Origin of the sequence: Pelagibacterium sp. (genome assembly GCF_048264985.1) — a bacterium.
Taxonomy (GTDB): domain Bacteria; phylum Pseudomonadota; class Alphaproteobacteria; order Rhizobiales; family Devosiaceae; genus Pelagibacterium.
In genome coordinates, this window is record NZ_JBLXCL010000001.1 from 125,868 (window position 1) to 149,345 (window position 23,478).

The 23,478-nt window shown below is 59.5% G+C and carries 26 protein-coding genes and 1 tRNA gene; 11 read left to right on the forward strand and 16 right to left on the reverse strand.

Features of this window, described 5'->3' with window-relative positions; genetic code table 11:
• Positions 1-106: 106 nt before the first annotated feature.
• Both ACN0TA_RS00675 and ACN0TA_RS00680 read left to right on the forward strand, forming a co-directional pair.
• Positions 107-457: a hypothetical protein gene (locus ACN0TA_RS00675; RefSeq protein ID WP_417578787.1), complete on the forward strand. Its 351-nt coding sequence runs from the start codon at positions 107-109 to the stop codon at positions 455-457.
• A 112-nt stretch (positions 458-569) separates the two neighbouring features.
• Entirely contained in the window at positions 570-1,760 is a 1,191-nt protein-coding gene (locus tag ACN0TA_RS00680; RefSeq protein WP_417578789.1) for a hypothetical protein, read from the forward strand.
• A gap of 168 nt (positions 1,761-1,928) precedes the next feature.
• On the opposite strand, the gene rpsA is transcribed toward ACN0TA_RS00680, so the two are convergent.
• The 3 genes from rpsA to aroA all read right to left on the reverse strand — a co-directional run bounded on the left by rpsA (position 1,929) and on the right by aroA (position 5,839).
• Positions 1,929-3,632, reverse strand: a complete 1,704-nt coding sequence (gene rpsA / locus ACN0TA_RS00685) for a 30S ribosomal protein S1 (RefSeq protein ID WP_417578791.1) — start codon at positions 3,630-3,632, stop codon at positions 1,929-1,931.
• 219 nt (positions 3,633-3,851) lie between these two features.
• Positions 3,852-4,493: a (d)CMP kinase gene (gene cmk, locus ACN0TA_RS00690; protein WP_417578793.1), complete on the reverse strand. Its 642-nt coding sequence runs from the start codon at positions 4,491-4,493 to the stop codon at positions 3,852-3,854.
• Positions 4,490-5,839 (reverse strand): 3-phosphoshikimate 1-carboxyvinyltransferase, encoded by a 1,350-nt coding sequence (aroA, locus tag ACN0TA_RS00695; RefSeq protein ID WP_417578795.1) that lies wholly within the window; start codon positions 5,837-5,839, stop codon positions 4,490-4,492. Before aroA ends, cmk begins: the two co-directional genes overlap by 4 nt.
• A gap of 269 nt (positions 5,840-6,108) precedes the next feature.
• On the opposite strand from aroA, the gene ACN0TA_RS00700 reads away from it, so the two are divergent.
• The 3 genes from ACN0TA_RS00700 to ACN0TA_RS00710 all read left to right on the forward strand — a co-directional run bounded on the left by ACN0TA_RS00700 (position 6,109) and on the right by ACN0TA_RS00710 (position 7,642).
• Positions 6,109-6,546: a TIGR02300 family protein gene (locus tag ACN0TA_RS00700; RefSeq protein ID WP_417578797.1), complete on the forward strand. Its 438-nt coding sequence runs from the start codon at positions 6,109-6,111 to the stop codon at positions 6,544-6,546.
• A gap of 220 nt (positions 6,547-6,766) precedes the next feature.
• Positions 6,767-6,842, forward strand: a tRNA-Ala gene (locus ACN0TA_RS00705).
• 194 nt (positions 6,843-7,036) lie between these two features.
• Positions 7,037-7,642, forward strand: a complete 606-nt coding sequence (locus ACN0TA_RS00710; protein WP_417578799.1) for a YdeI/OmpD-associated family protein — start codon at positions 7,037-7,039, stop codon at positions 7,640-7,642.
• 84 nt (positions 7,643-7,726) lie between these two features.
• On the opposite strand, the gene ACN0TA_RS00715 is transcribed toward ACN0TA_RS00710, so the two are convergent.
• From ACN0TA_RS00715 to ACN0TA_RS00730, 4 genes are all read right to left on the reverse strand, one after another.
• The gene (locus ACN0TA_RS00715; protein ID WP_417578801.1) at positions 7,727-9,379 is read right to left on the reverse strand and encodes a TadG family pilus assembly protein; all 1,653 of its coding nucleotides are present in this window, start codon (positions 9,377-9,379) and stop codon (positions 7,727-7,729) included.
• A gap of 3 nt (positions 9,380-9,382) precedes the next feature.
• Positions 9,383-9,823 carry a TadE family protein gene (locus ACN0TA_RS00720; RefSeq protein WP_417578803.1) on the reverse strand — a complete coding sequence of 147 codons (441 nt, stop codon included), beginning with the start codon at positions 9,821-9,823 and terminating at the stop codon, positions 9,383-9,385.
• Between the two features lie 168 nt (positions 9,824-9,991).
• Positions 9,992-10,243, reverse strand: a complete 252-nt coding sequence (locus ACN0TA_RS00725) for a GlsB/YeaQ/YmgE family stress response membrane protein (RefSeq protein WP_417578805.1) — start codon at positions 10,241-10,243, stop codon at positions 9,992-9,994.
• A gap of 92 nt (positions 10,244-10,335) precedes the next feature.
• Positions 10,336-11,235, reverse strand: coding sequence for a LysR family transcriptional regulator (locus ACN0TA_RS00730; protein WP_417578807.1), 900 nt, complete (start codon positions 11,233-11,235; stop codon positions 10,336-10,338).
• Positions 11,236-11,334: 99 nt separating this feature from the next.
• Here ACN0TA_RS00730 and ACN0TA_RS00735 point away from each other — a divergent pair, with 99 nt between their 5' ends.
• The gene (locus ACN0TA_RS00735) at positions 11,335-12,333 is read left to right on the forward strand and encodes an NAD-dependent epimerase/dehydratase family protein (protein WP_417578809.1); all 999 of its coding nucleotides are present in this window, start codon (positions 11,335-11,337) and stop codon (positions 12,331-12,333) included.
• Positions 12,334-12,354: 21 nt separating this feature from the next.
• On the opposite strand, the gene ACN0TA_RS00740 is transcribed toward ACN0TA_RS00735, so the two are convergent.
• Positions 12,355-13,206, reverse strand: a complete 852-nt coding sequence (locus tag ACN0TA_RS00740; protein ID WP_417578811.1) for a glycosyltransferase family 2 protein — start codon at positions 13,204-13,206, stop codon at positions 12,355-12,357.
• A 114-nt stretch (positions 13,207-13,320) separates the two neighbouring features.
• Between ACN0TA_RS00740 and ACN0TA_RS00745 the strand changes: the two genes are divergently transcribed.
• Genes ACN0TA_RS00745 through ACN0TA_RS00755 form a run of 3 tightly spaced genes read left to right on the forward strand, consistent with a single transcriptional unit; the run spans position 13,321 to position 14,469 of the window.
• The gene (locus tag ACN0TA_RS00745) at positions 13,321-13,743 is read left to right on the forward strand and encodes an Hsp20 family protein (protein ID WP_417578813.1); all 423 of its coding nucleotides are present in this window, start codon (positions 13,321-13,323) and stop codon (positions 13,741-13,743) included.
• 13 nt (positions 13,744-13,756) lie between these two features.
• Positions 13,757-14,059, forward strand: coding sequence for a DUF1150 family protein (locus tag ACN0TA_RS00750; RefSeq protein WP_417578815.1), 303 nt, complete (start codon positions 13,757-13,759; stop codon positions 14,057-14,059).
• A gap of 2 nt (positions 14,060-14,061) precedes the next feature.
• The gene (locus tag ACN0TA_RS00755; protein ID WP_417578817.1) at positions 14,062-14,469 is read left to right on the forward strand and encodes a VOC family protein; all 408 of its coding nucleotides are present in this window, start codon (positions 14,062-14,064) and stop codon (positions 14,467-14,469) included.
• Positions 14,470-14,526: 57 nt separating this feature from the next.
• Here ACN0TA_RS00755 and ptsN read toward each other — a convergent pair whose 3' ends face one another.
• Positions 14,527-14,994 carry a PTS IIA-like nitrogen regulatory protein PtsN gene (ptsN, locus tag ACN0TA_RS00760; RefSeq protein ID WP_417578819.1) on the reverse strand — a complete coding sequence of 156 codons (468 nt, stop codon included), beginning with the start codon at positions 14,992-14,994 and terminating at the stop codon, positions 14,527-14,529.
• 166 nt (positions 14,995-15,160) lie between these two features.
• Positions 15,161-15,730, reverse strand: a complete 570-nt coding sequence (gene hpf / locus ACN0TA_RS00765) for a ribosome hibernation-promoting factor, HPF/YfiA family (protein ID WP_417578821.1) — start codon at positions 15,728-15,730, stop codon at positions 15,161-15,163.
• A 337-nt stretch (positions 15,731-16,067) separates the two neighbouring features.
• Here hpf and irrA point away from each other — a divergent pair, with 337 nt between their 5' ends.
• Complete coding sequence (irrA, locus tag ACN0TA_RS00770; protein ID WP_417578823.1) at positions 16,068-16,508, forward strand: iron response transcriptional regulator IrrA; 441 nt, start codon at positions 16,068-16,070, stop codon at positions 16,506-16,508.
• A gap of 102 nt (positions 16,509-16,610) precedes the next feature.
• Here irrA and ACN0TA_RS00775 read toward each other — a convergent pair whose 3' ends face one another.
• Positions 16,611-17,174: an SH3 domain-containing protein gene (locus tag ACN0TA_RS00775; RefSeq protein ID WP_417578825.1), complete on the reverse strand. Its 564-nt coding sequence runs from the start codon at positions 17,172-17,174 to the stop codon at positions 16,611-16,613.
• A gap of 96 nt (positions 17,175-17,270) precedes the next feature.
• Here ACN0TA_RS00775 and ACN0TA_RS00780 point away from each other — a divergent pair, with 96 nt between their 5' ends.
• A complete protein-coding gene (locus ACN0TA_RS00780) occupies positions 17,271-18,338 on the forward strand; it encodes a 2-hydroxyacid dehydrogenase (protein WP_417578827.1) in 1,068 nt (355 codons plus the stop codon).
• A gap of 9 nt (positions 18,339-18,347) precedes the next feature.
• On the opposite strand, the gene ACN0TA_RS00785 is transcribed toward ACN0TA_RS00780, so the two are convergent.
• From ACN0TA_RS00785 to pnp, 5 genes are all read right to left on the reverse strand, one after another.
• Entirely contained in the window at positions 18,348-19,472 is a 1,125-nt protein-coding gene (locus ACN0TA_RS00785; RefSeq protein ID WP_417578829.1) for a serine hydrolase domain-containing protein, read from the reverse strand.
• 27 nt (positions 19,473-19,499) lie between these two features.
• Positions 19,500-19,925: a GFA family protein gene (locus ACN0TA_RS00790; protein WP_417578831.1), complete on the reverse strand. Its 426-nt coding sequence runs from the start codon at positions 19,923-19,925 to the stop codon at positions 19,500-19,502.
• A complete protein-coding gene (locus ACN0TA_RS00795; protein WP_417578833.1) occupies positions 19,922-20,722 on the reverse strand; it encodes an alpha/beta fold hydrolase in 801 nt (266 codons plus the stop codon). The genes ACN0TA_RS00790 and ACN0TA_RS00795 overlap by 4 nt, the downstream gene beginning before the upstream one ends.
• A gap of 2 nt (positions 20,723-20,724) precedes the next feature.
• Positions 20,725-21,150: a YciI family protein gene (locus ACN0TA_RS00800; RefSeq protein ID WP_417578835.1), complete on the reverse strand. Its 426-nt coding sequence runs from the start codon at positions 21,148-21,150 to the stop codon at positions 20,725-20,727.
• A 150-nt stretch (positions 21,151-21,300) separates the two neighbouring features.
• The gene (gene pnp / locus ACN0TA_RS00805; RefSeq protein ID WP_417578837.1) at positions 21,301-23,439 is read right to left on the reverse strand and encodes a polyribonucleotide nucleotidyltransferase; all 2,139 of its coding nucleotides are present in this window, start codon (positions 23,437-23,439) and stop codon (positions 21,301-21,303) included.
• Positions 23,440-23,478: the final 39 nt, after the last annotated feature.

Below are 23,478 nucleotides of genomic sequence, written 5' to 3' on the forward strand. Positions count from 1 at the left end.
TCAAACCGCGATCGTCATGTTCTGCAAGGTCTGGAGTGCTGGCAAGGCGTGACTTGACGGTCGCCGAACGCTAGATTGCCGACAGATCCAGCATCGAGAGCGCCCCATGCCCACATTTCTCGCCGTTTACACAATGAAGCGCGAGGATCTCGCGCAGTTTCGCAATCGGCCCAAATCCGAACAGGACGCTGTCGATGCAACCGGCGTGCCGCAATGGGCGGAATGGGAGAAAAAGAACGCTGCCCATCTGACCAATCTCGGCGGCATGGTCGGCAAGACGACGCGTGCGACCAAAGAAGGGATCGTGGCTGGCGTCAATGATTTCTGCGGCTATGTGATTGTCGAGGCGGACACCGCCGAGGACGCGGCACGGCTGTTTCTCGACCACCCGCACATTACCGTATTTCCTGGCGATGGGGTCGATATCATGCCGTTTCTGACGGGGCCGGATTTATAGCCGCAATCGAACGCTCGCGTTCACTTCCCGATTTTGGCGCGCCTGTGAGTCGCAAGCGGGGCAAGTGTCCGAACCAATTGTTCTCAAAGCGCCAGCCTGAAAAGATCGTGTGATGTTGAACGCTTCAATATTGGCAGTCGTTGTGCTGGCCGGGGCGATCCTGATTTGGCCGCGCGTTGCCAATTCGGTCACCTGGCGCGCAACCATTACCCCTCTTGCGTCCATTATCGGAAGCGGCTTTCTGGTATTGGGACCCATCCTCGATGTCAGCTATGGCGGTTATGCGCCGCTGGTCATGTTGGGACTTTGCGCAATAGCCTATCTGTTTGGGAGCGCGATCCGTTTCAACATCGCGGAAATCGATAGGCGATCCAGACCCTCGCGCGTGTTGGCAGGACTGGACAGGATCGCGTCTACAGTGCTGGCTTTCGCGTTTTTTGTTTCCGTCGCATATTACCTGAACCTGTTCGGTGCCTTCGGCGTGAGCCTGACCCAGCTCAATGACGGCTTTCACGCCAAACTGCTCACGACAGCGGTTTTCATGCTGATCCTGTTTACCGGCTGGACGCGCGGATTTGCAGCTCTCGAACGCATGGAGCAGATTTCCGTGGGGCTGAAACTGGCGATCATCGCCGGTCTGGTGTTTGGTCTTGCTATGTATTTTGGAGCGTCAGTCGAGGCGGACGCTTTGCATTTCGATCCGCCCCAAATCACCGGTTGGGCATCGGTCACGCTGATGGCGGGCCTGATTGTAACGGTTCAGGGGTTTGAAACCTCACGTTACCTTTCAGCCACCTACGATGCCGATCTGCGTATTCGTTCGATGCGCCTTGCGCAGTGGATCTCCACAGCGATCTATTGCATTTACATCGTCCTGCTTACCTATGCCTTCGAAACCGGCCCGCTGTCGCTGGACGAGACGGCAATCATCGATCTTATGCAAGTCGTTGCCCCAATATTGCCTCTGCTCCTCGTCGTGGCCGCTCTGAGTGCGCAATTTAGCGCTGCAATTGCGGATACCAGCGGATCGGGGGGCCTTATTTCAGAGATTTCGAGAGGCCGAATCCCGGAAAAGCTGGCCTATGGAATTTTGGTCGGCATCGGCATCGTGCTGACCTGGACGGCCAATATCTTTGAAATCATCAGCTATGCGTCGCGCGCCTTTGCAGTTTACTACGCAATCCAGTCCACGATAGCCGCTATCGGTGCCGCAATGAGCGGCAAGAGGTGGAGAGCCGCGTTGTTTTCAGCCCTGGCAATTGTTGGCGGGGCAATCGCCGTGTTCGGCACGCCCGTCGAATAACTGACCGGCACCAAGGCCAGCAAACACCCTTGCCCGACGCGCAAAATGCGCCAACGAAAAAGGGCCCGCGCTTTCGCGCGAGCCCCGTAATTTCAAAGCAGCATTTAAGTGGGCGCGCTGCCGAACCGGAAAAGTGGGAGCCACTTTTCCTGGCAGCACTCCGTGTGCTTACTTCTTGTCCTGGCCCTTGAGGGCTGCGCCAAGAATATCGCCGAGGGAAGCGCCGGAATCCGAGGAACCGTACTGAGCAACGGCTTCTTTTTCTTCGGCGATTTCCAGGGCCTTGATCGAAAGGCCGATGCGACGGGTCTTCTTGTCGAACTGGATGATGCGGGCATCGACCTTTTCGCCAACGGCGAAACGCTCGGGGCGCTGGTCTTCACGATCACGCGACAGGTCCGAACGCCGAATGAAGGCAGTCAGATCGGTATCGGCAACGCGCACTTCCAGGCCACCATCGGTGACGGCGGTGACTTCAGAAGTGACGATCGCACCCTTGCGCAGGCCATCCGAACCCGCAGCCGCGGTTTCAAACGAGTCCGTGCCAAGCTGCTTGATGCCGAGCGAAATGCGTTCCTTGTCGATATCGACGTCGAGGACCTTGGCCTTGACGATATCGCCACGGTTGTAGTCTTCAAGCGCTTCTTCGCCAGGACGGTTCCAGTCCAGATCGGAAAGGTGGACCATGCCGTCGACATCGCCGTCCAGACCAATGAACAGGCCGAATTCGGTCTTGTTCTTGACTTCGCCTTCGATCTCGGCACCGACCGGGAACTTGTCGGCAAAGCTTTCCCACGGATTGGCAAGGGTCTGCTTGAGGCCGAGCGAGATGCGGCGCTTTTCGGGATCGACTTCGAGAACGACAACTTCGACTTCCTGAGAGGTCGAGACGATCTTGCCCGGATGCACGTTCTTTTTGGTCCAGCTCATTTCGGAGACGTGGATCAAACCTTCGATGCCTGGCTCGAGCTCGACGAACGCACCGTAGTCGGTGATGTTGGTCACGCGGCCAGTGAACTTGGCATTGACCGGGTACTTGGCAGCGATACCTTCCCAGGGGTCGGCCTGGAGCTGCTTCATGCCCAGCGAAATACGATGGCTTTCCTGATTGACGCGGATGATCTGGACCTTGATGGTCTCGCCGATCGCCAGGACTTCGTTGGGGTGGTTGACGCGACGCCATGCGATGTCGGTGACGTGCAGCAGGCCGTCGATGCCGCCCAGGTCAACGAACGCACCGTAATCGGTGATGTTCTTGACGACGCCTTCGACCACCTGGCCCTCTTCGAGCTGCTGGACGATTTCCGAACGCTGCTCGGCGCGCGATTCTTCGAGAATGGCACGACGCGACACAACGATGTTGCCACGGCGCTTGTCCATCTTGAGAATCTGGAAAGGCTGCGGCACGTTCATCAGCGGAGCAATGTCGCGGATGGGGCGGATATCGACCTGCGAGCGCGGCAGGAAGGCCACGGCGCCATCGAGATCGACGGTGAAACCACCCTTGACCTGATTGAAGATCTGACCTTCGACCTTTTCGCCCTTGTCGTAGAGGACTTCGAGGCGAACCCAGCTTTCTTCGCGGCGGGCCTTTTCACGGGAGAGGACAGCCTCGCCCATGGCGTTCTCGACGCGGTCAACATAGACTTCGACTTCCGAGCCGACGGCAATTGTGCCATCGCGGCCAGCGGCGCCGAATTCCTTCATCGGCACGCGGCCTTCGGTCTTCAATCCCACGTCGATGATGGCGAGGTCTTTTTCGATTGCGACGACCTTGCCTTTGACAACCGTGCCCTCGACGGGATCGATGTCCTGAAAGCTCTCAAAAAGGAGCTGTTCGAAATCTTCTGCAGATACGTTCTGGTTAGCCATTAAAACTCCATTCCGAGCGGGATGCCCGGAACATTGGGTTGGTGTTGATGATAAGAATACGTCATGCCGCCATGACAAGCAGCGTTCCCGCCCCAAATGGGGTCTGGAACGCTGATCTTCAAACCGGCGAATACTGACAGGACAGACGAAACCGCAAAGCGGATTCAGATGCGAAGCATCGGTGGCCCAAAGCCGCAAGCTTGGATTTTGCCTTGGCTCTCACGAGCCGGCCGACTTGCGGTCGATAGCCGCCTCCACTTGCGCGATGGCTGCCTTAATGGCCGCTTCTATACCCAAATCGGTCGTATCGAGCAAGACCGCATCGTCTGCAGGGTGAAATCCGCCATGCGGCGCTGCTGAGTCGCGAGCGTCGCGCGCCTCGATATCGGCGAGCAGCTTGGCGCGATCGACGGTCTGTCCACGCGATTCAAGCTGGCGCGCCCGGCGATCGGTGCGCACGCGGGCATCGGCAACGATGAACAGTTTTGCATCGGCTTCCGGGGCGATGGTCGTACCGATGTCGCGACCGTCAAGAACCGCACCGAGCGGCTGGGTTGCAAAGTCGCGCTGGAAGGCAAACAGGGCTTTCCTCACGCCGGGAAACACAGCGATCTTGCTGGCCAGCACACCGACCTCGGCGCCGAGCAGAAATTCTGGATCGATGGCCGCGGAATCAAGTTCCTGGGCCGCTTTTGTTGCCAGCGCCTCAAGGCCCGGGGCCTCGATATGGGCTTTGACCGCCAGCCCGACGGCGCGATAGAGCAATCCGGTATCTAGATGTGGCAGGTTGAAATGCTGTCCCAACGCTGCAGCGATAGTGCCTTTACCCGATGCCGCCGGTCCATCCACCGCGATGATCATGCGGCATCCTCGCTTTGCGAAAAGCCGGCACCGAGACGGGTGAAGTCGGCCTGGAAGCTTGGAAAGCTCGTGGCGATCATCCTGTCGTCATCGACGGTAACCGGCTTGTCCGACGCCAGGCCCATCACCAGAAAGCTCATGGCGATACGGTGATCGAGATGGGTGGCCACTGTGCCACCGCCCGGTACGCCGCCCTTGCCCGTTACTGTCAGATAGTCCTCGCCCTCTTCGCATATAACGCCATTGGCTTCGAGCCCTCGGGCCACGGCTGCGAGCCGGTCGGATTCCTTGACGCGCAATTCATCAAGGCCGGGCATATGAGTGACGCCCTGTGCAAAGGCCGCAGCGATAGCGAGCACTGGATATTCATCGATCATCGAAGGCGCGCGCCCTGCAGGAACCGTGACACCCTTGAGGGCAGAATGCTTGACGCGAAGATCTGCAATGTCTTCGCCCCCGGAATTGCGCCGGTTTTCGATGGCGATATCGCCGCCCATTTCGATCAGCGTGGTGATCAGGCCGGTGCGCGTAGGGTTCATGAGTACGTTTTCGATAACGATTTCCGAGCCCGGCACGATCAGGCCGGCAACCAGAGGGAAACCGGCCGAGGAGGGATCGCCGGGGACGACAAGCTCCTGTCCCTTGAGATCGGGCAGGCCAGCGACACTTATGGTGCGCACGCCTTCAGCATCGGTTGCGACCTCGATATCGGCACCAAACCCTTCGAGCATTTTCTCCGTGTGATCGCGGGTCATGATCGGTTCGACCACCCTGGTGGTGCCCGGGATGATCAGCCCGGCCAGCAGCACGCAGGATTTGACCTGCGCGGAGGCCATCGGCACGCGGTAGTCCACCGGCAGAGGATCAGTTGGACCCTTAAGGGCAATGGGGAGCCTGTTGTCATGATGCTCGACCACTTCAACACCAATGGCGCGCAGCGGATCGAGCACACGGCCCATCGGGCGCGCCGTCAGCGAGGCATCGCCCACAAAGCGCGTCACGAATGGATAGGCGCCGACAAGGCCCATGGTCAGGCGCACGCCTGTGCCGGCGTTGCCGAAATCAAGATCGCCCTGGGGGCTAAGAAAGCCGCCAACTCCAACACCGTCGATCTGCCAGGTATCACCGATCTTTTCCACTTTCGCGCCAAAGGCCCGCATGGCCTGACCGGTGGCCAGAACATCTTCACCTTCAAGCAGGCCAGTGACCGACGTCCGCCCAAGCGCCATGGCACCAAACATCATCGCGCGATGGGAAATCGACTTGTCGCCCGGAACCTTTATGGATCCGGACAACGCACCGGCATTGTGGCTGGCGCGCGGGCGCGAGGGAAGGGCGTGAGACATGGCAAATGGACCGGGACTGGAAAGGGTAAAATCGAGCTCGGGCTTAGCATGATCGCATCAGCGTGCCAATTGCTGCGGCGGGCTTGCGCATTTTGCGTTTGACAGCAGCGAAAAATTCACGCTAACCGGTCCCCCAAAGCGGCCGCCCTTCTGACACGGGGCCATAAGCCCGCATATATGTTTGTAGCGCCCTGGTGAGGAAATCGGATACCGTTTTTCCGGGGCGCACTTTTGCCAACCCTACAGCAGCAGATGAATGGGGAATTGCCTTGGCCAGTGACGAACGCGGTACCAAGCGGACATGCCCGGTTACGGGCAAGAAATTCTACGATCTGGGTAAAGACCCCGTGGTCTCGCCCTATACCGGCAAATCCTATCCCCTGAGCTTCTTTGAAGCGGCCCAGGAAAAGGCAGCCGCCAAGTTTGGCGCCAAGGAGCGCAAGGCGGAAAAAGTTGTCGAGGAAGACGAAGTTGAAGAAGCCGACGTCGATGTCGCAGCCAAGGAAGCCGGAGCCGAAGTCATTTCGCTCAATGACGCCGAAGCCGATACCGACGACGATGACGATAACGACGACAACATCCCCGATGTCGAAGATGTTGAAGTCGACGAAGAACTGGGCGGCGACGATGACGACACGTTCCTCGAATCCGATGATGACGACGATAGCATCGAGTTCGACGTCGAAGTTGACGAAGACGAGCGCTAAGCGCTTTTCTGCGCCATTGCGCCGCCAGGACGGGCGAAACCGCCCCCATGGCTGCGCCGGTCGGCACCACGGTCTGCGGGTTTTCAAACCGGCATGAAAAATTTGCGACGCTGGACGCTTTTTGCTCTTGCGTCGCAAAACACTTCTCACTAGGTTCCGCCCGTTCGCTCAGGACACCTGACGAACTACCCGGACGGCGCGTGAAGCGCCACCCATCGATGGGGCCATAGCTCAGCTGGGAGAGCGCCTGCATGGCATGCAGGAGGTCAGCGGTTCGATCCCGCTTGGCTCCACCATTTTTTCATATCACTATGCATATCATTGCGAGTTTGACGGCGCCGATGCTTTTGGTTTCGCCTGCCATGGCGCGGCGAGAGCGTTCGCCAGGCTCCTCGGCTCCGCCTTGCTCATACACCCGTCCTTGTCTTTCACCGCACCCGACTTGCGCGCAAACCGCCTCTCTGTAGTGTTGCAGAAAAGAGGAGTCGCCATGCCGCCCGTCATTCCCGATCCAGACAAGATCCGACCTTTTGCCGATTTCGACACATTCTATGACTGGCTGGCTCAGCATGGAGGCGCCTGGGACGAGGTTTGGGTCCAGTTTTTCAAGAAGGGGTCGGGGATCGAGACGATCTCCTATCAGGACGCCGTTCGGGCCGGGTTGTGCTGGGGGTGGATAGACGGGATCAGGAAAAAGCACAACGAGGCATCATACTTGTTGCGCTTTACCCCTCGACGGAAAAAATCGATCTGGAGCCAGATCAATACACGGCACGCTGAAAACCTGATTTCTGAAGGATTGATGCGCCCGCCAGGGCTCGCGCAGATCGAGGCGGCCAAGTCCGATGGGCGCTGGGATGCCGCCTACGCATCGGGATCCGAATTTACAATGCCCGAGGACTTCCTGGCTGCGGTGGCGGCCAACCCAGAGGCACTGACGACGTATCAGACGCTCAACCGCGCCAATCTCTACGCGCTGATGTTTCGCATCACCGGGGTGAAAAGACCCGAAACGCGCACCCGAAATATTGAAAAGTTCGTGGCTATGCTGGCGCGTGGGGAAACGCTTCACCCCAACGGCAAGACAAAGACCTAACGTATTTTGACAAGCTCAGCGCTGGCCCGGATTTTGGCCGGGACAGCGCGTGGGATGCGTCATCTGCCGCCCTCGTGCGTTTGTCTATTGCACGAGGGCGGCGTTGCGGCAGTCAAAGCCGTGAACGGCAACATCGACCTCGCCAAGACCAAGCCCAAGCGCATCGAAGAGGACCAAAAGCACCTCATCGAGAACCGGCCCGACAGGATCGAGCAGGCCCTGAACGATGCCGAGTGCACCCGAAAGCAGCCCGCCGAGCAGATTGATGGACAGAATTTCCAGTTCGAGATCGAGATTGCCGATCAGGGAGCTGCTGAGGCTGGACACCGGCGTTTGCGTAGTTGCTGTCCGCACTGTGCCATTGGTGGCGTCATGAGCGTTGAAATAGAGCGAGATGGGCTGTGTCTGGCTCATCGAAACATCGGCGCGGGCATTGACCCGTGCAATGCCGCCCAGCAAGGTGACGATGGACGCCTTTTTGATGACCAGCGGGCTGGTGGTGTCCAGGAATGTTGCGTGTGGCGTTTTGCCGACAGCCAACCGCAGCACCCCGGGCCGGGCGGCGATGGTTGCCGTTCCCTGCTGAGGGCGGCCCGGCGGACAGTAAAGGCTCGCCAGGCGGGCTTCGGCTGGTGCCAATTCGGCATAGACCGGCAGGGTTATGTTGAGCAGGCCCAGACCGCCCCCATTTCCCAGAACCGATATGTCGAGCCTTAACCGGGTCTGGGCGGTGCGCAGATAATTGCCTTCGCTCGAAAGCGTGAACCAACCGCCGACCGGCGGTTCACCCACCACAAGCGCTACATCGACCCCGGTAACACCGGGCACGCCCGTGCCCAACTCAAGGCTGATATGGCGATTGCCATCGCCGACCAGCGCCGCAGCGGACAAAAGACCCAGCGCGTTCACGCTGGCTTCAACGGCGGCCGACGTACCCAAAGCAAGCCCGGCCAGGCCATCGGCAACGATAAGGCGCGCCATATCCACGCTGATCGTATCGTCGACCAACCCGGCCAATTGTACGAGCACGCCATTGCCGCCGGACGCCGAGGCAATAGCCGCAGCGATGTCGCCAAGGGCAATGTCAGTATTGAGGAGTTCAGAATAGGTGCCGACGGTAAGATCGACTTCGCCGGCAAGGGCATCAAGAAAGTCGAGCAGGGAAATATCGACGTCAGCGATCGCATTGTAGTCGACAAGGGACAGGGACAGCTCCGTGCCCACAAGACCGCCCAACACTGCGTTGAGCACGCCGCCGTTCAGGCTCGCCAGACGCGAGCCGATTGACCAGGCGGCCTTTGGAGTGGCACTGGCAGTGGCCACAACGCCGATCTGTGGTGGGGGCAGGCCGAAAATCGTCGCGAAATGAACTGTGCCCTGGCGGCGCAGTGTGACGCGGGCAGCGTTGACCGGGCCGGCATCGAGCGTAAACCGGCTGGCAGGCGACACCGATGGGTCGGGCGCGTAGTGGCCGGTTTGAACGATCATCGTTTCGGGCAACGGGTCGTATCCGGCATCGGTGAGCACAAGGCGCACCCTGTCTGCAGCCTCGTCCGGATTGGCCGCGGCGTGGATAGCCGCCAGGTCGGCAACCGATTGCAGGCGGCGCTTTTCAAGATGCAGGGCAGCTTCGTCGACAGCAAATGCCGCAAGCCCGAGCAGAACGGGCGAGGCGGCGGCGAAAAGGGTGACGACATTGGCCTTGTTGTCGGCCAGAAAGCGGGCAAGCTTTTGCACGGCTCAAACCCCTCCATTGCGGATCGTTGATGAAAAGCTGATCGTTGTGCTGGGCAGCGGCAGCGGCGGGTACAGGTTCCAGATCGGCAAAGATGAAGCGTCGTAGCTGACGCTGACTAGGAACTGGTCTGGATCGGATGCACTGGGCGCCGCTTCGATAGTCAGCAGCTCAGGATCGATCAGAACGTAGGATCCGCCATTGTTGGCCAGAAATGCATTGGCCAGGGCCGTCCGTTCGCTGCCCGAGAGCCCGGCCACTGCAGAGCGGGCGGCGTCAGCGGCCAGTTGCTGGACCGAATGGGCGGCACCGAAGTAGATTCCGTAACCGATCACACCGAAAAGGATTAACAGAAAGACCGGTGCGATCAGGGCGAATTCGACGGCGGACGTACCGTCATCATCAACCCATCTTTGCTGCGAGGGCAAACGCGAGCCTATCAGCATAAGTCCCCCCCTCCATTGCTGGTGGCCGGGACAACAATACGCCTCACGCCTTAACGAGTCATTGGAAGCCGCATAGGGATGTTAACGAAGCGTGTAGAGCGGGTGCGACAAAAAGAACCGGCGCCCTGGGTAAGACGCCGGTCTCATAATGCAATTTTGAAGGTGTTGTTACCGTCGGACGGCCCTTACGATAGCAATCAGGATACAGGCACCGATAAGCCCCGCAACCAGATAGCCAAACCAGCCACCGAACGAAACGCCGATAATGCCGAAAAGAAAACTGGCAATCGCCGCGCCGACGATGCCCAAGACGATGTTGAGAAAAATTCCGGTGCCTGTCTTCATGATGGCTGAAGCAATCCAGCCTGCCAGACCGCCAATAATGATGGCTGCAATCCAGCCAATTCCTGCGTCTTCCATGTGATCCCCACAACAGCACTGTCAATGATAGTCCCTAATAGGACCAATGGATAACGCGCGAAGGGGCAAACTGGTTGCGTGGGCGACCAGGGCTACCGTTCGGGGTAGCGCATCATGGCATGAAAGCCCTCGACGAGCGCATCGAATGCGGCCCGGACACGGGGGACGCGCGCCAGGTTTTCGTGAGTTACAATCCATGTGCCCATTTCGACAGGTGCGTAATTGGGCAGAATGCGCACGAGGCGCGGATCGGCCGCGCACACCGGAATTTGGGCAACCGCGATCCCCACACCGGCCCGGGCCGCTGCGATCTGGGCGGGGTGACTGTCGGTGCGCAACACCATGCGGTTGAGCGCAAAGGCCAACCCAAGACGCTGGGCATATTCAAGATCGAGCGGGTCGCGGTCAGGTCCGATCAAATCATGATCGGCAAGATCGCGAAGCGTTTCAGGCATTCCGCGCCGCGCAATATATGCAGGGCTGGCAAACATGCCGAGCGGGATTTCGGCGACCTTGCGTGCGACCAGGGCATTCTGGCCGGGCGCCACAGTGCGCACGGCAAGGTCGACCTCCTGGCTGAGCAGGTCAGCACGCTGGTTGGACAAGGACAGCTCAATGCGGATTGCTGGATGGGACACCCTGAGCGTTTCAAGCATTGCCGGAACGACTTCGATTCCCATGAATTCGGGCACACTGAGGCGCACGATGCCGGCGACCTCCCCGAACGGGGCGGACGCGCGGCGCGCAAAGACATCTGATGCGATCGCCATGGCACGAGCCGGCTCGCGCAGGGCTTCCGCAGCCTCGGTCGGGGCCAGTCCCGACATCGAGCGCGTAAACAGCACTGTACCAAGACCCGCTTCGAGCCCCTCAAGGCGCGAGCGCACCGTGGGGTGAGACAGGCCGAGCCGCCGGGCCGCACCCGAAAGACTGCCTTCTTCAAGAACAGCGAGGAAGATGCGCTGATCGTCCCAATTTATGGCCTGCTTCATAATATTTTTGTAAGCCGAACGCCATTTTTTGACAATTTATTTTCAAACTGACTGGAGCCATTTTGGACGCATCGGCAATGCGAACCAAGGATTTCGGCGATGGACAGGGAAAAGAGTGCACTGGTGCTCGGCGTGACCGGGGGTGTGGGCGGCGCAATTGCGACGGCACTCCTGGCGAAGGGCTGGCGCGTGCGCGGACTGGCGCGCAACATTGATGTCGCCCGCAAGAGCACGACAGAACCAATCGAATGGATTGGTGGCGACGCCATGAACAGGGCCGATGTCATTGGCGCAGCGCAAGGCGTTTCGACAATCGTTCACGCTGTCAACCCGCCGAGCTACAGGAAATGGGGCGAGCTTGTGCTGCCCATGATCGATAACACGATTGCCGCGGCGCGGATGGCTGGCGCCCGGATCGTTTTGCCCGGCACCGTTTATAATTTCGACCCGGCGCGCACCCCGGTGCTGAGCGAGGTAAGTCCACAAAACCCCAAAAGCTTCAAGGGGCGTATACGGGCCGAGCTCGAATTGCGGCTTGAGCGGGCTGCGCCAGAGGTGCCCAGCCTTATTGTGCGGGCGGGCGATTTCTTTGGGCCGGGCGCGCGCTCAAGCTGGTTTGCTCAAGGCATGGTGGCGTCCGGCAAGCCGGTGCGGCGTATCCTCAACATCGCCCGGGGTGCCGGCCACAGCTGGGCCTATCTGCCCGATCTTGCCGAAACATTTGCATTGCTGCTCGAGCGGCCAGAGGCCCTTCGTCCTTTCGAGCGCGTGCAATTTGAGGGGATCTACGACGCAGACGGCACAACGATGATCGATGCTATAACGCGGCAGGTTGGGCGCAAGCTCGCTGTCTATCGCTTTCCCTGGTGGGCGATGGGCCTTTTGGCGCCGTTTGGGGGCTTTGCCCGCGAAGCCGACGATATCGCCGCGGTCTGGCGCCATCCCATGCGGATGGACAACACCAGACTGGTCGCATTGCTCGGCGCCGAACCCCATACCCCGCTCGACACCGCGATGCGCGATAGTCTTGTGGCGATGGGATGCCTGGCCGATGAACGCAAGACAGCCGAGATGGCCTTTCCGAGCCCGACGACATAGGAGAGTCGATGCGCCAACAGTTTAAGGAGTTCGCACCAGAAGCGGCTCGATATGATCTTCGAACAGATCGGGCGGGTTGGCGCCAGGGCGGGGTGCGTAGGTTTTTTCGGCAGCAAGCGAGATGTCGAGAAAACGCCCCATGCCCACAATACCTGTGGGGTCGGCGAAGGGATAATTGCCCTCAGCCAACCCTCTGCGCATCATGGTCTTGGATGCGACCATGCGGTCTTTAACACCGGGGCCGTTCGAGAGCGAAACCGGCATCTTCACGTAATCGTGCAGCGGGATGCCAACGTGAAAACACGCTGGCACCTGAGCAAAAATCTTGAGCAGGTATTCGAGGTCGGTCATCGCGGGCTGGGTGGTCGAAAAGCGCGGGTCTGCACGGCGGCGATCATGAACCAGCATCGAATCCATGGAAAAATTGGTGAACTTGTAATCGTCCGGCGACAGCAGGCGATTTTCACCAATACCGACGTGACGCAAATGGTCGCCATCAGGCGTCAAGATGTCCAGCGCGCAGGAAACAAGGCCGTACTGGACGGCCAAAGGCACCGTGATCTCAAGCTTTTCGGGCTTGAACGCATCATCGGCATCCAGAATCGCCGCGATCTCGAAGCGGGCGGCATCCAATCCGACATTGCGTGCCGGGCACGAGCCGGCGCCGATCAGCCCTGACGACAAGAACCGCAGCCTTTGATCGGCAATTCCCGCACGGCCCAGAACCGCCTCGTAGTCTTGCTCATCATCGGCAATCACTACCAATTCAAAGTGCACATGGGTCTGAGCCAGCACCGAAGCAACGGCGCGGGCAATGGTCGCCTGAGCGTTGTAGGCGGGCATGATGATGGAGACTGCAAGCTCTTTTAGCATCTCGGACTCTCTTGAACGGCGCGCCCTTTGACCCATATCATAGCCAAGTGACGATGAAGCCTAAAACAGGTTCAGCGTCTCGATGTTGCTTGGTATCAAGGACATGAACGACCGATGACACGGGTATCGCTGTTTTCCGCGCCCTTTCTTTTGGGCTTCGATGCGTTTGAAGAGCGCTTCGACCGCCTTGCACGCGCCACAGAAGGCTATCCTCCCTACAACATTGAGCGGGTGACCGCGGAGGCCGGAGACGAGACCTACAGGATCGCAATTGCGGTTGCTGGCTTTTCTCGTAACGATCTGGAAGTGATTGGAGAGGATAATCAGCTTATCGTGCGGGGCCGGCAGAACGAAGACGGTGCGCGCCAATATCTGCACCGCGGCATTGCCGCACGGCAGTTTCAGCGCACTTTCCTGCTTGCCGACGGCATGAGGATAGAGAACGCCGAACTGAAAGACGGCCTCCTCGTTATCACCGTATACCGGCCCGTCACCGAGACCGTGACCCGCCGTATCGAGATCCGTTCGGTCGAGTAGAGAGGTACGCGTTATGAACAAGCCCATTGAAAAGACAGCGTTCACCGACGCCCATCTGGGTGTTGAGGCCGAACCGCTCAAAGCGTTGACTGCTGCACAGTTTGCGGCCCTTGGCGCCGGTGACATCGTTTTCTGGAAGCAGATGGATGCTGGCGAACTCGCCGAATTCATTCCCCAGGCCGCCATGGCACCCGCCGAGCAGCGACTTGAACTGTTGATGAGCGCCGATGGCGCACCTGTGTTGATCGCCGATTCCGAAGAGGCGATCATGGACTGGATCGACGGGCATGAAGTGCGACTGGCGACATTGCATTAGTTATGAGTGACATAGCAACACGCGCGCCGGTGCTCCGCGTGGGCCGACCGACCGACGACATCGACGCGCTCTTGCACTTCTACAGGGACGGTCTCGGCCTAGAGCTTCTGGCCCGTTTCGACGCTCACAACGGATTCGACGGCATCATCGTGGGCGGACGCAATGCGCCCTATCATCTTGAATTCACCCGAGCCCACGGTCATAGCGCGGGCCGCGCGCCAACCGATGACAATTTATTGGTTTTCTATTTGCCCGATCAATCTGCCTGGCAGAGCGCGCGCGATCGCATGATTGCAACAGGCTATGTACCAGTGAAATCTTTCAACCCATGGTGGGATGAGGGCGGGGTAACCTTCGAGGACCCCGACGGCTACCGGGTCGTGCTCTACAATGAGAGCTGGAATCGCTAGACTGAAAAAAGGCCGCCCTGATCGGGACGGCCTTTTGAAACTGTCATGGAGCGCGAATCAGGCCGCGTTGATGGCTTCGGCCGGCGTCGTGAGAATATCACGCAGCTTTGTTTCGTCCTTGGTGGCGCGGAGCCGATCGACAACCCCATCGGCCCGCAAGAGGCGCGCAACGCGGCTGAGGGCTTTGAGATGGTCGGCGCCAGAGCCTTCGGGAGCCAGCAGCATGATGACCAGATCCACTGGCTGATCGTCGACTGCGTCGAAATCGATTGGCTGGGCGAGGCGGGCGAAAACCGCTGTCACGCAGGGCAGGCCCTTGATCTTGCCATGGGGAATGGCAATGCCATTGCCCAGGCCGGTCGACCCAAGCTGCTCACGGTTCTGCAGGGTCTCGAAGATGACCTGCGCATCGATACCGACAAGTTCAGACGCACGATCTGCCAGGAGTTGAAGGAGCTGGCGTTTGCTCGCGACCTTAGCGCAGGCAATGATCGAATCCTGCGACAGGATGTCAGCAAGTTCCATTTAACAAACCTTTTGGGTGACGTTTCTCTTCAATGACCGCCGACAATCTCATATCGAGCCCACGCCATTCCTGTTGTCCTATACAACGGTCCGGGGGCAGTGTGTCCGGCGCGTTTCCGACTTGGAAAGGCGATATAGACCTTTCCCGGAAACGCGCCATTGCGCGTCATGTTTGCGACAGGGCAGGGTCAATCCATCCAATGTTCCCGTCGGCCCGGCGGTAAACCACATTCATGCCGCCATGTCCAGCGTGCCTGAACACAATTACATCGGACTGTGACAGATCAAGCTCCATGACAGCCTCACCCACGCTCATTGTGCGCAGGTTGGATGTGGCTTCGGCGATAACGGGCGGCGCGAAATCCTCGTCGAGCTCGGTATCGTCATCGGGCGCGGCAAGGACATAGGCAGAATAGCCATCGGCCGAGCCATTGGTGCTGCGCCTATGGTTCTTGAGCTTACGCTTGTAACGGCGCAGACGCTTCTCGATATGGGTAGCCATGTCCTCATAGGCCGCGGTGGCGTCGTTGGCCGAGGCCGAAGCCTGGAGTACCACGCCGGTATCGAGATGGATCATGCAATCGGCCTTAAACCCGATTCCTTCGGGTTCGAGGGTCAGATGACCGTCATATCCTCCGTCAAAATATTTGCCGACAACGGCGTCGATCCGGTCAGTGGCCGTGCCACGAAGGGTATCTCCGACGTCCATGTTTTTGCCAGAAACGCGCAAGCTCATGATGGCCTCTTGGTCTGGTTTCGGATGCCCGGCACTGGAGCCATACTCATCTGCACCCCAAGTCTGACGGGCAGGTTTGAGTCTAGCCCCCTTGCCTGACCCTTGGCAATCAGAACCGGGTCGCAAGCATCACTTTCAAGTGGTGACGGTGGATAACATCGCCACCCTACCCGGCGTTCCCCAAGGTCAAAATATTTCGAATAAAATAATGATTCCAGTGACTTGAAAGCACGCCCGCTGTATCGACTATCGCGGTAACCGGGGAGTTCTTGTGTCGGGGTCTTCTGACCGGTATAGTCTGGCCAACAATGGCAATTCCAAAAGATATAAATAGCCAATGACTGCACCTTATAGGGCCGAGGCGCATCCCTCACGCGGCCCCTGCCTGATGGCCGTGCTGCGCATGGCCGGGCTGCGGCCCACCCGCCAGCGGCTTGCGCTGGCCGAACTGCTGTTTTCCGGTCCGCACCGGCACGTCAACGCCGAACAGCTTCATTTGGAAGCTGACAGCGCGGGCGTCTCCGTGTCGCTTGCCACCATCTACAACTCGCTGCACCAGTTTCGGCAGGCCGGACTGTTGCGCGAAATTTCCGTGGATGCCGCGCGCTCGTATTTCGATACCGATACGACCGATCATCATCACTTCTTTATCGAGGACGAACAGCGAATCGAGGATATCCCCTCCGATTCGATCAAGATCGCCGGCATTCCCGCGGCCCCCGAGGGCATGAAAGTGACCCATGTGGACGTGATCGTGCGGGTCAAGCGCACTCAATAGAGCGGTGAGCGATATGATCTAAAAAAGCCCGCCGCATCCGCGCCGGGCTTTTTTTGGTGCCGAACCGCAGCCGACAAGTCGGTTGCGGGCGCGATTACGGCGCTAGTCAAAAACTTCGTCTTCATAGACGCCCCACAGCACCTCTTGATCGACATAACCCTGATAGGTCGTTGCGCGGCCATTGGCATCTGTGTGGTTGAGGCGGATTTCGCAGGCCATGCCGGTGCAATGGCGCACCGACACCAGCATTTTGGGGGCGAGCCATGCGCGAACGCCCGATTCGGGATCGCTCGAGACGCGCAGCGCTATCGGCCCTTCAGCTTGCCAGGGCGCCACCAAAGCGGTTCTATCGCCCACCACCAGACTTTGATGCACCCATCCCTCATCGCCTTCAACATCGCGAATGCGGCGCCATGTGTCGAATTCGGCAGTGATCTCCACCGGCACGCTGGGGCGCACGAAAGTGAAAGCGATATCGTATTGAGTGCCAGGCCCGACCCTGATGTTGATGGGCGCGTTGCGAATGGAAACAAACCGCGGGATCGGCAGCCCGCTCGACGCGCCCACCTGGGCATTCTGGGCAAGGGCAGGCCCGACCGAAAGTGCCGGAGCGCCCAGGGCCATGACCAACACCAGCAACAGGCGAAGCTGAACGAAAAAACGCAAGAAATGACTCATGAAACTCGATGAACGCGACGCCGGGATGCGCGGCAGGACTTTGCAGCACGGCGCTTTTTCCCTAACAGTACTCGCGCGATCTTAATGGTCGCTGAAAATCAGAAAAAGCCGGTGCTGGAGCTAGTCTGCAATAATGGTGATCGTGTGACCCGAGACCGGGCCAAAATCGTCGTTTCCCGTCGCCTGCCCGAGCCTGTCGAGGCGCGCATGGCGGCGCTGTTTAACGTGGATTTCAACACGACCGACGTGCCGCTCGATTCGCCGGCCTTGCTCAATGCGCTCAATGGGGCCGAGGTCCTCGTCTCCTCGATCACTGATCGAATCGATTCCGCGTTCATCACCCAGATGCCAGCGAGCGTGAAACTGATCGCCCAGTTCGGCAACGGGTTCGACAATATCAATATCGAGGCCGCACACGCAGCTGGAATCTCTGTGACCAACACGCCTTCGGTTCTGACCGAAGATACCGCCGACATGGCTATGGCGTTGATGCTGAGCGTACCGCGCCGGCTGACCGAGGGGTCCAGGGTGTTGCTCAAGGACGGCACCTGGCCAGGCTGGTCGCCCACATGGATGCTTGGACGCAGGCTGGGTGGCAAGGCGCTGGGCATCGTGGGCCTTGGACGCATTGGCACTGCGGTAGCGCGCCGGGCCAGAGCTTTCGGTCTTTCCATCCATTATAGCGGTCGAACCCGCAAGGCACCCCAGATCGAGGAGCCTTTAGGTGCAAGATGGTGGTCATCGCTCGACGATATGGTCGAACATGTCGATATCATTTCCCTGCACACCCCGCATACGCGCGACACGTTCAACATTCTGTCCGAAGCACGTCTGAAAAAACTTCGACAGGGCGCTTTCGTTGTCAATATCTCGCGCCCCGAACTCGTCGACGAAGACGCGCTGGCCAATCTTGTCGCGTCAGGGCACCTGTCCGGCGCAGCGCTCGATGTCTTCGAGCACAAGAAGGGGGCCAACCCCAAGCTTGTGGAACTGGCCCGCGCAGACCGGGTGATTTTGACCCCGCATATGGGTTCGGCAACACTCGAAGCGCGGATCGAGATGGGTGAGACGGTGATCGTCAACATCCGCACCTTTCTGGACGGCCATACACCACCGCATCGCGTTTTGCCCGAGGGGCGCTCGCCGCTCTGAAGGCGTGTTTCAGCCCAGCGCGGCCCGCTGAATGGCAAGATGACCGCCATAAACCTCCGGATCGTCCAGCGCGCGCGAAGAAAGCGAAAGCACGGCCATGCCGCGGGCCAGATCGCTGATCCACGATGCACCCAGACCGCCTGACCAGCCGATGGTACCGGCCATGGCGTCAGACGGCGTCCTGCCCGCATCGACGCTGAGCCCATAACCCCACCCGCGCCCATCAAGAAACATCGCAGCATGGGCACGCTGCCGGTCATCGAGATGATCTGCAAGCATTGCAGCGATCCAGCGATCTGACAGGAGTCGCCGTTCGCCATGCAGCATGCGCACGAAGGCCATATAGTCGGCTGCTGTGGAAACGAGCCCGCCTTCGCCGGCCTCAAAAGAGGGCGGGCGCGACCATGCACCGCCGGCAGCGGGATCGGTCAACGCAAACGCGCTTGAGTAGGCCGGCGTCAGGCGCGAGAGTTTCATGTGGGGCACTGAAAAGCCGGTATCGACCATTCCAAGCGGCTCGAAAATGCGTTCGGCAAGGAAATCGGACAGCGCCATGCCCGAAAGCCGCGACACAAGCACTCCCTGGACGTTCGACGATACCGAATAAAGCCATTGCTCGCCCGGATGCGCGAGCAATGGCAATGCGCCCAGCTGGGCAATCCAGCTTTCCGCATCCATTGGCGCGGCCGGGTTGGGCGGACCAAAGCCCACAAGGCCCCGGCGTTCAATTTCGAGCTGAATTGGGGTGCTGCCGGGCGGGGCGAGAACAATCCCCGTGCCCATGCGCGAAGTCAAAAGATCTTCAACGGTGATGGCACGCCGGGCCGGTTCGGTGCGGTCAAGATCGCCGGTGGGATCGAGCAGTACCCGCGGTGTGCCGAGTTCCGGGAGCCAGGTGGACACGGGCGCATGCAGATCGATGCCGTGTTCCTCAAGAGCGAGAATCAACGCCAGCGCAGTGATCGGTTTGGAGAGCGAGGACATCCGGAAGATCGCATCAGGAGCGAGCGCGATTGTGTGTTCGGCATCAGCAAACCCCCTCGCCTCGATACGAAGCGTGCCGTCATATACCGAGATCACGGCCCCGGGCTCCATCGCATCGGCCGCCGCAAGAGCCCGATTCCAGATTGTCATCGTCTGTTCCTCCGGTTCATCAGCGCGCTAGAGATAGCTGGTCAAGGGCGGGGCCTGCATTTGCTGATCGTGCAGGCCGTCCTCGTAGATGATGGAAATTGCATCGAGCTCCTGGGGCGTCAAATCGTCGAGGGTCGAGACATTGACGGCGTGGAACCAGCCGTTGAAGGGCTCAAATTCGAGATAGCCGCGCGAGAAGAGCTGCGTGCCGCATTTCGTGCAGAACATGTGATCGATATTGCCCTGCGGCCATGAGGAAGGATCGGCGGCGTAATGGCCGACAAGGGCTTCGCCATCGCTCACCCTGACGGAATCGCCATAAACGAAGGCCTTGCGGTAGCCGGTCTTGAAACAATAGGTGCAATTGCATTTGCGGATACCCTCATCGAGATCGATGGGGGCGGTGAAATGGACGGCGCCGCAATGGCATGAGCCCGAATGGGTCTTTTTCACGCCGCGCCTCCTTTCAGGAAAAACCGTTCGATGACGGGCGCGATGGCTTCGGGTGCCACTTCATGGGTTTGCCCGTCGAGGGTCTCCCGTCGGGCGTTGGGCAGGGCTGACGCCGTGGCATCGGCGCCGGCATGCATGAAGTCCCAGCTTTGGGCGCCATCGACGATAAGAACTGGCTGGTGGACCGCCTGCCAACGCGTTGTCATATCTTCGGTCGCTTCGAACATGATGCGATAGTCATGGGCGAGGGTGGTACCTGCCGCCGCAAAGCCATCCCCGAACGGGCTGGCGCGCAGGCCGGCGACATCATCATCGGACGCGCCCACGCTGCGCATGAAGGTTTCTAGGGCGCCGGCGCCGTCCTGTGCCGATTTGTAGCTTTCCATGGCTTCGAGTTCGGCCAGCCCCTTGGCCGTGGACTGCGCGGTGTCGATGGGCGGCTCATAGCCAAGGACCATCGAAATTTTCGTTGGAATGCCAGCGGCAGCTTCGAGGGCAAGAATGGCGCCTGAACTCAACCCGAACAGCATGGCCGAGCCGCCCTCGGCGTCGATCAGCGCCTCGATATCCTCGATCTCGCGGATCACCGCGTAGGGTCCGCCTTTGGCGCTTTCGCCGCGCCCGCGCCGATCATAGATGATCGATTTAAAGCCGTCGGCGAGCATTGCCGCAAGCCTCGGGCTCTCGGGATCGACAGCGCGATGCTGAAGCGCTCCGGGCACAAAGATGAGGAGCGGGCCGGACCCGTGGGTCTCATAGCTAATGACCGTTCCATCCGCCGAGGTGACGCTGGCCATGGTCAGGCTCCCGATTTCTGTGCCGCGAGTTCGGCCTCGACCTTCTTATGCTGCTCATAGCCTTCGCCTTCGCTGGCGAAATCCTCGAGTTCGTGCATCTGGCGGATTTCGAATCGATCCTGGCCGTGGGCAATGGGGCACCTTGCGACCCAATCGATGGCCTCCTGGAGCGAAGAACACTGCCAGATCCAGAATCCGGCGATCACCTCTTTGGTGTCGGCGAACGGACCATCGGTGATTATGGGCCTGCCATCGGCCACCTGGACGCGAGCGCCCTTGGCGCTCGACATCAGGCCCGCGCCATCGACCATGATGCCGGCCTTGACCAGCTCTTCGTTGTACTGGCCCATCTTGAGCAACAGGCCCTCTTCAGGCGCCATGTCGGCCTCGCTGTCAGCGGAGGCTTTGATCATAACCATGAAACGCATTTTACTCTCCCTTGGTTCGGTTGACAGTCAAAGGACGAGGGCCACCGGATCGATCCGACATTTCAGCATGATTTTTTTTGAACGGCACGAAAAAACCCGGCGCTCCTCGCGGAGCGCCGGGTTGAACAATTTCGGGAAACAAGCGGGCCGTTATTCGGCGGCTTCGTCTTCCTTGGCCTTTTCCTTGCCGGTCTCCTGATCGATTATCTTCATGGAGAGGCGAACCTTGCCGCGCTCGTCAAAGCCGAGGAGCTTGACCCAGACCTTGTCACCTTCCTTGACGACATCGGTGGTCTTGCCCACGCGCTCTTCAGCGAGCTGGGAGATGTGCACGAGACCGTCCTTGGCACCAAAGAAGTTCACGAACGCGCCGAAATCGGCGGTCTTGACCACTGTGCCCTGGTAGATTTCGCCAACTTCGGGTTCGTCGGTGATCGACTTGATCCACTTGATGGCCGCATCGATCTGCTTGCCGTCCGAGGACGAAACCTTGACCGTGCCATCGTCTTCGATGTTGATCTTGGCGCCGGTCTTTTCGACGATCTCACGGATCACCTTGCCGCCGGTGCCGATCACTTCACGGATCTTGTCGGTCGGAATCTTCAGCGTTTCGATGCGCGGGGCAAACTCGCCAACTTCGGAGCGAGCTGTGTCGATGGCCTTGGCCATTTCCTCAAGGATATGCTTGCGCCCGTCCTTTGCCTGACCCAGAGCGATCTTCATGATCTCTTCGGTGATGCCAGCGATCTTGATGTCCATCTGAAGCGAGGTCACGCCGTCATGGGTGCCCGCGACCTTGAAGTCCATGTCGCCAAGGTGATCTTCATCGCCAAGGATATCGGACAGGACTGCGAACTTTTCGCCTTCAAGGATCAGGCCCATGGCGATGCCGGCAACGGCCTTCTTCATGGGGACACCGGCATCCATCAACGCCAATGAGGTGCCGCAGACAGTCGCCATCGACGACGAGCCGTTGGATTCGGTGATTTCCGAGACGACACGCAGGGTGTAGGGAAACTCTTCAGCCGAAGGACGAACCGGGTTGATGGCGCGCCAGGCCAGCTTGCCGTGACCGATTTCGCGACGTCCGGGCGAACCCATGCGACCAGCTTCACCGACCGAATATGGCGGGAAGTTATAGTGCAGCAGGAAGTTCTGCTTGTAGGTGCCTTCCAGGGAATCGATGAACTGCTCGTCATCTGCGGTGCCCAGCGTTGCAACCACAAGCGCCTGGGTTTCACCGCGGGTGAAGATTGCCGAACCATGGGTGCGGGGCAGAACGCCGACTTCGGAGACGATCGGGCGGACCGTTTCGAGATCACGGCCGTCGATACGAGTCTTGGTATCGAGAATGTTCCAGCGCACGACCTTGGCCTGCAGCGACTTGAACACGGCGCCGACCTGTTCGGGCGTATAAGTTGCTTCGCCCTCTTCAGGGATGAAGTGCGCCTTGACCTTTGCCTTGACCGCGTCGACGGCGTCATAGCGGGCCATCTTGTCGGTGTTCTTGTAGGCGTCGCGCAGTTCGGATTCGACCAGCGAGAGCATTTCGCCTTCGAGCGCGCTCATATCGGCGGGTTCGAATTCGCGGGGCTCCTTGGCTGCCAGTTCGGCGAGCTTGATGATCGCGTCGATGACCTTCTGGCTCTGGGTGTGACCGTACATAACGGCACCGAGCATGATTTCTTCCGAAAGCTCCTTGGCTTCGGATTCAACCATCAGAACCGCATCGGCAGTGCCGGCCATGACGAGGTCGAGCTTGGAATCATCGCGACGATCAATGGGGAGGTTCAAGACATAATCGCCATCGACATAACCGACGCGGGCCGCGCCGATCGGGCCCATGAACGGCACACCCGAAATGGTCAGCGCAGCCGAAGCCGCAACCATGGCGAGCACGTCAGGCTGATTTTCCATGTCGTGCTGAAGCACAGTGATGATGACCTGGGTCTCGTTCTTGTACCCGGCAGGGAACAGCGGACGGATCGGGCGGTCGATCAGGCGCGAGGTCAGCGTTTCGGCTTCGGTCGGGCGGCCTTCACGCTTGAAATAGCCACCAGGGATCTTGCCGGCGGCAAAATACTTTTCCTGGTAGTTGACGGTCAGCGGGAAGAAATCGATGCCGGCCTTGGGCGTCTTGGCGGAAACGACTGTGGCAAGAACCACAGTTTCGCCGAGCGTTGCCAGTACGGCACCGTCAGCCTGACGGGCGATCTTGCCGGTTTCGAGTGTCAGCGGCTGTCCGCCCCAGTCCAGCTCGACTTTATGGTGATCGAAATTGAGTGTCATGAGACAATCCTTTTTGTGCGATGGTTCCCGACGCGCTGA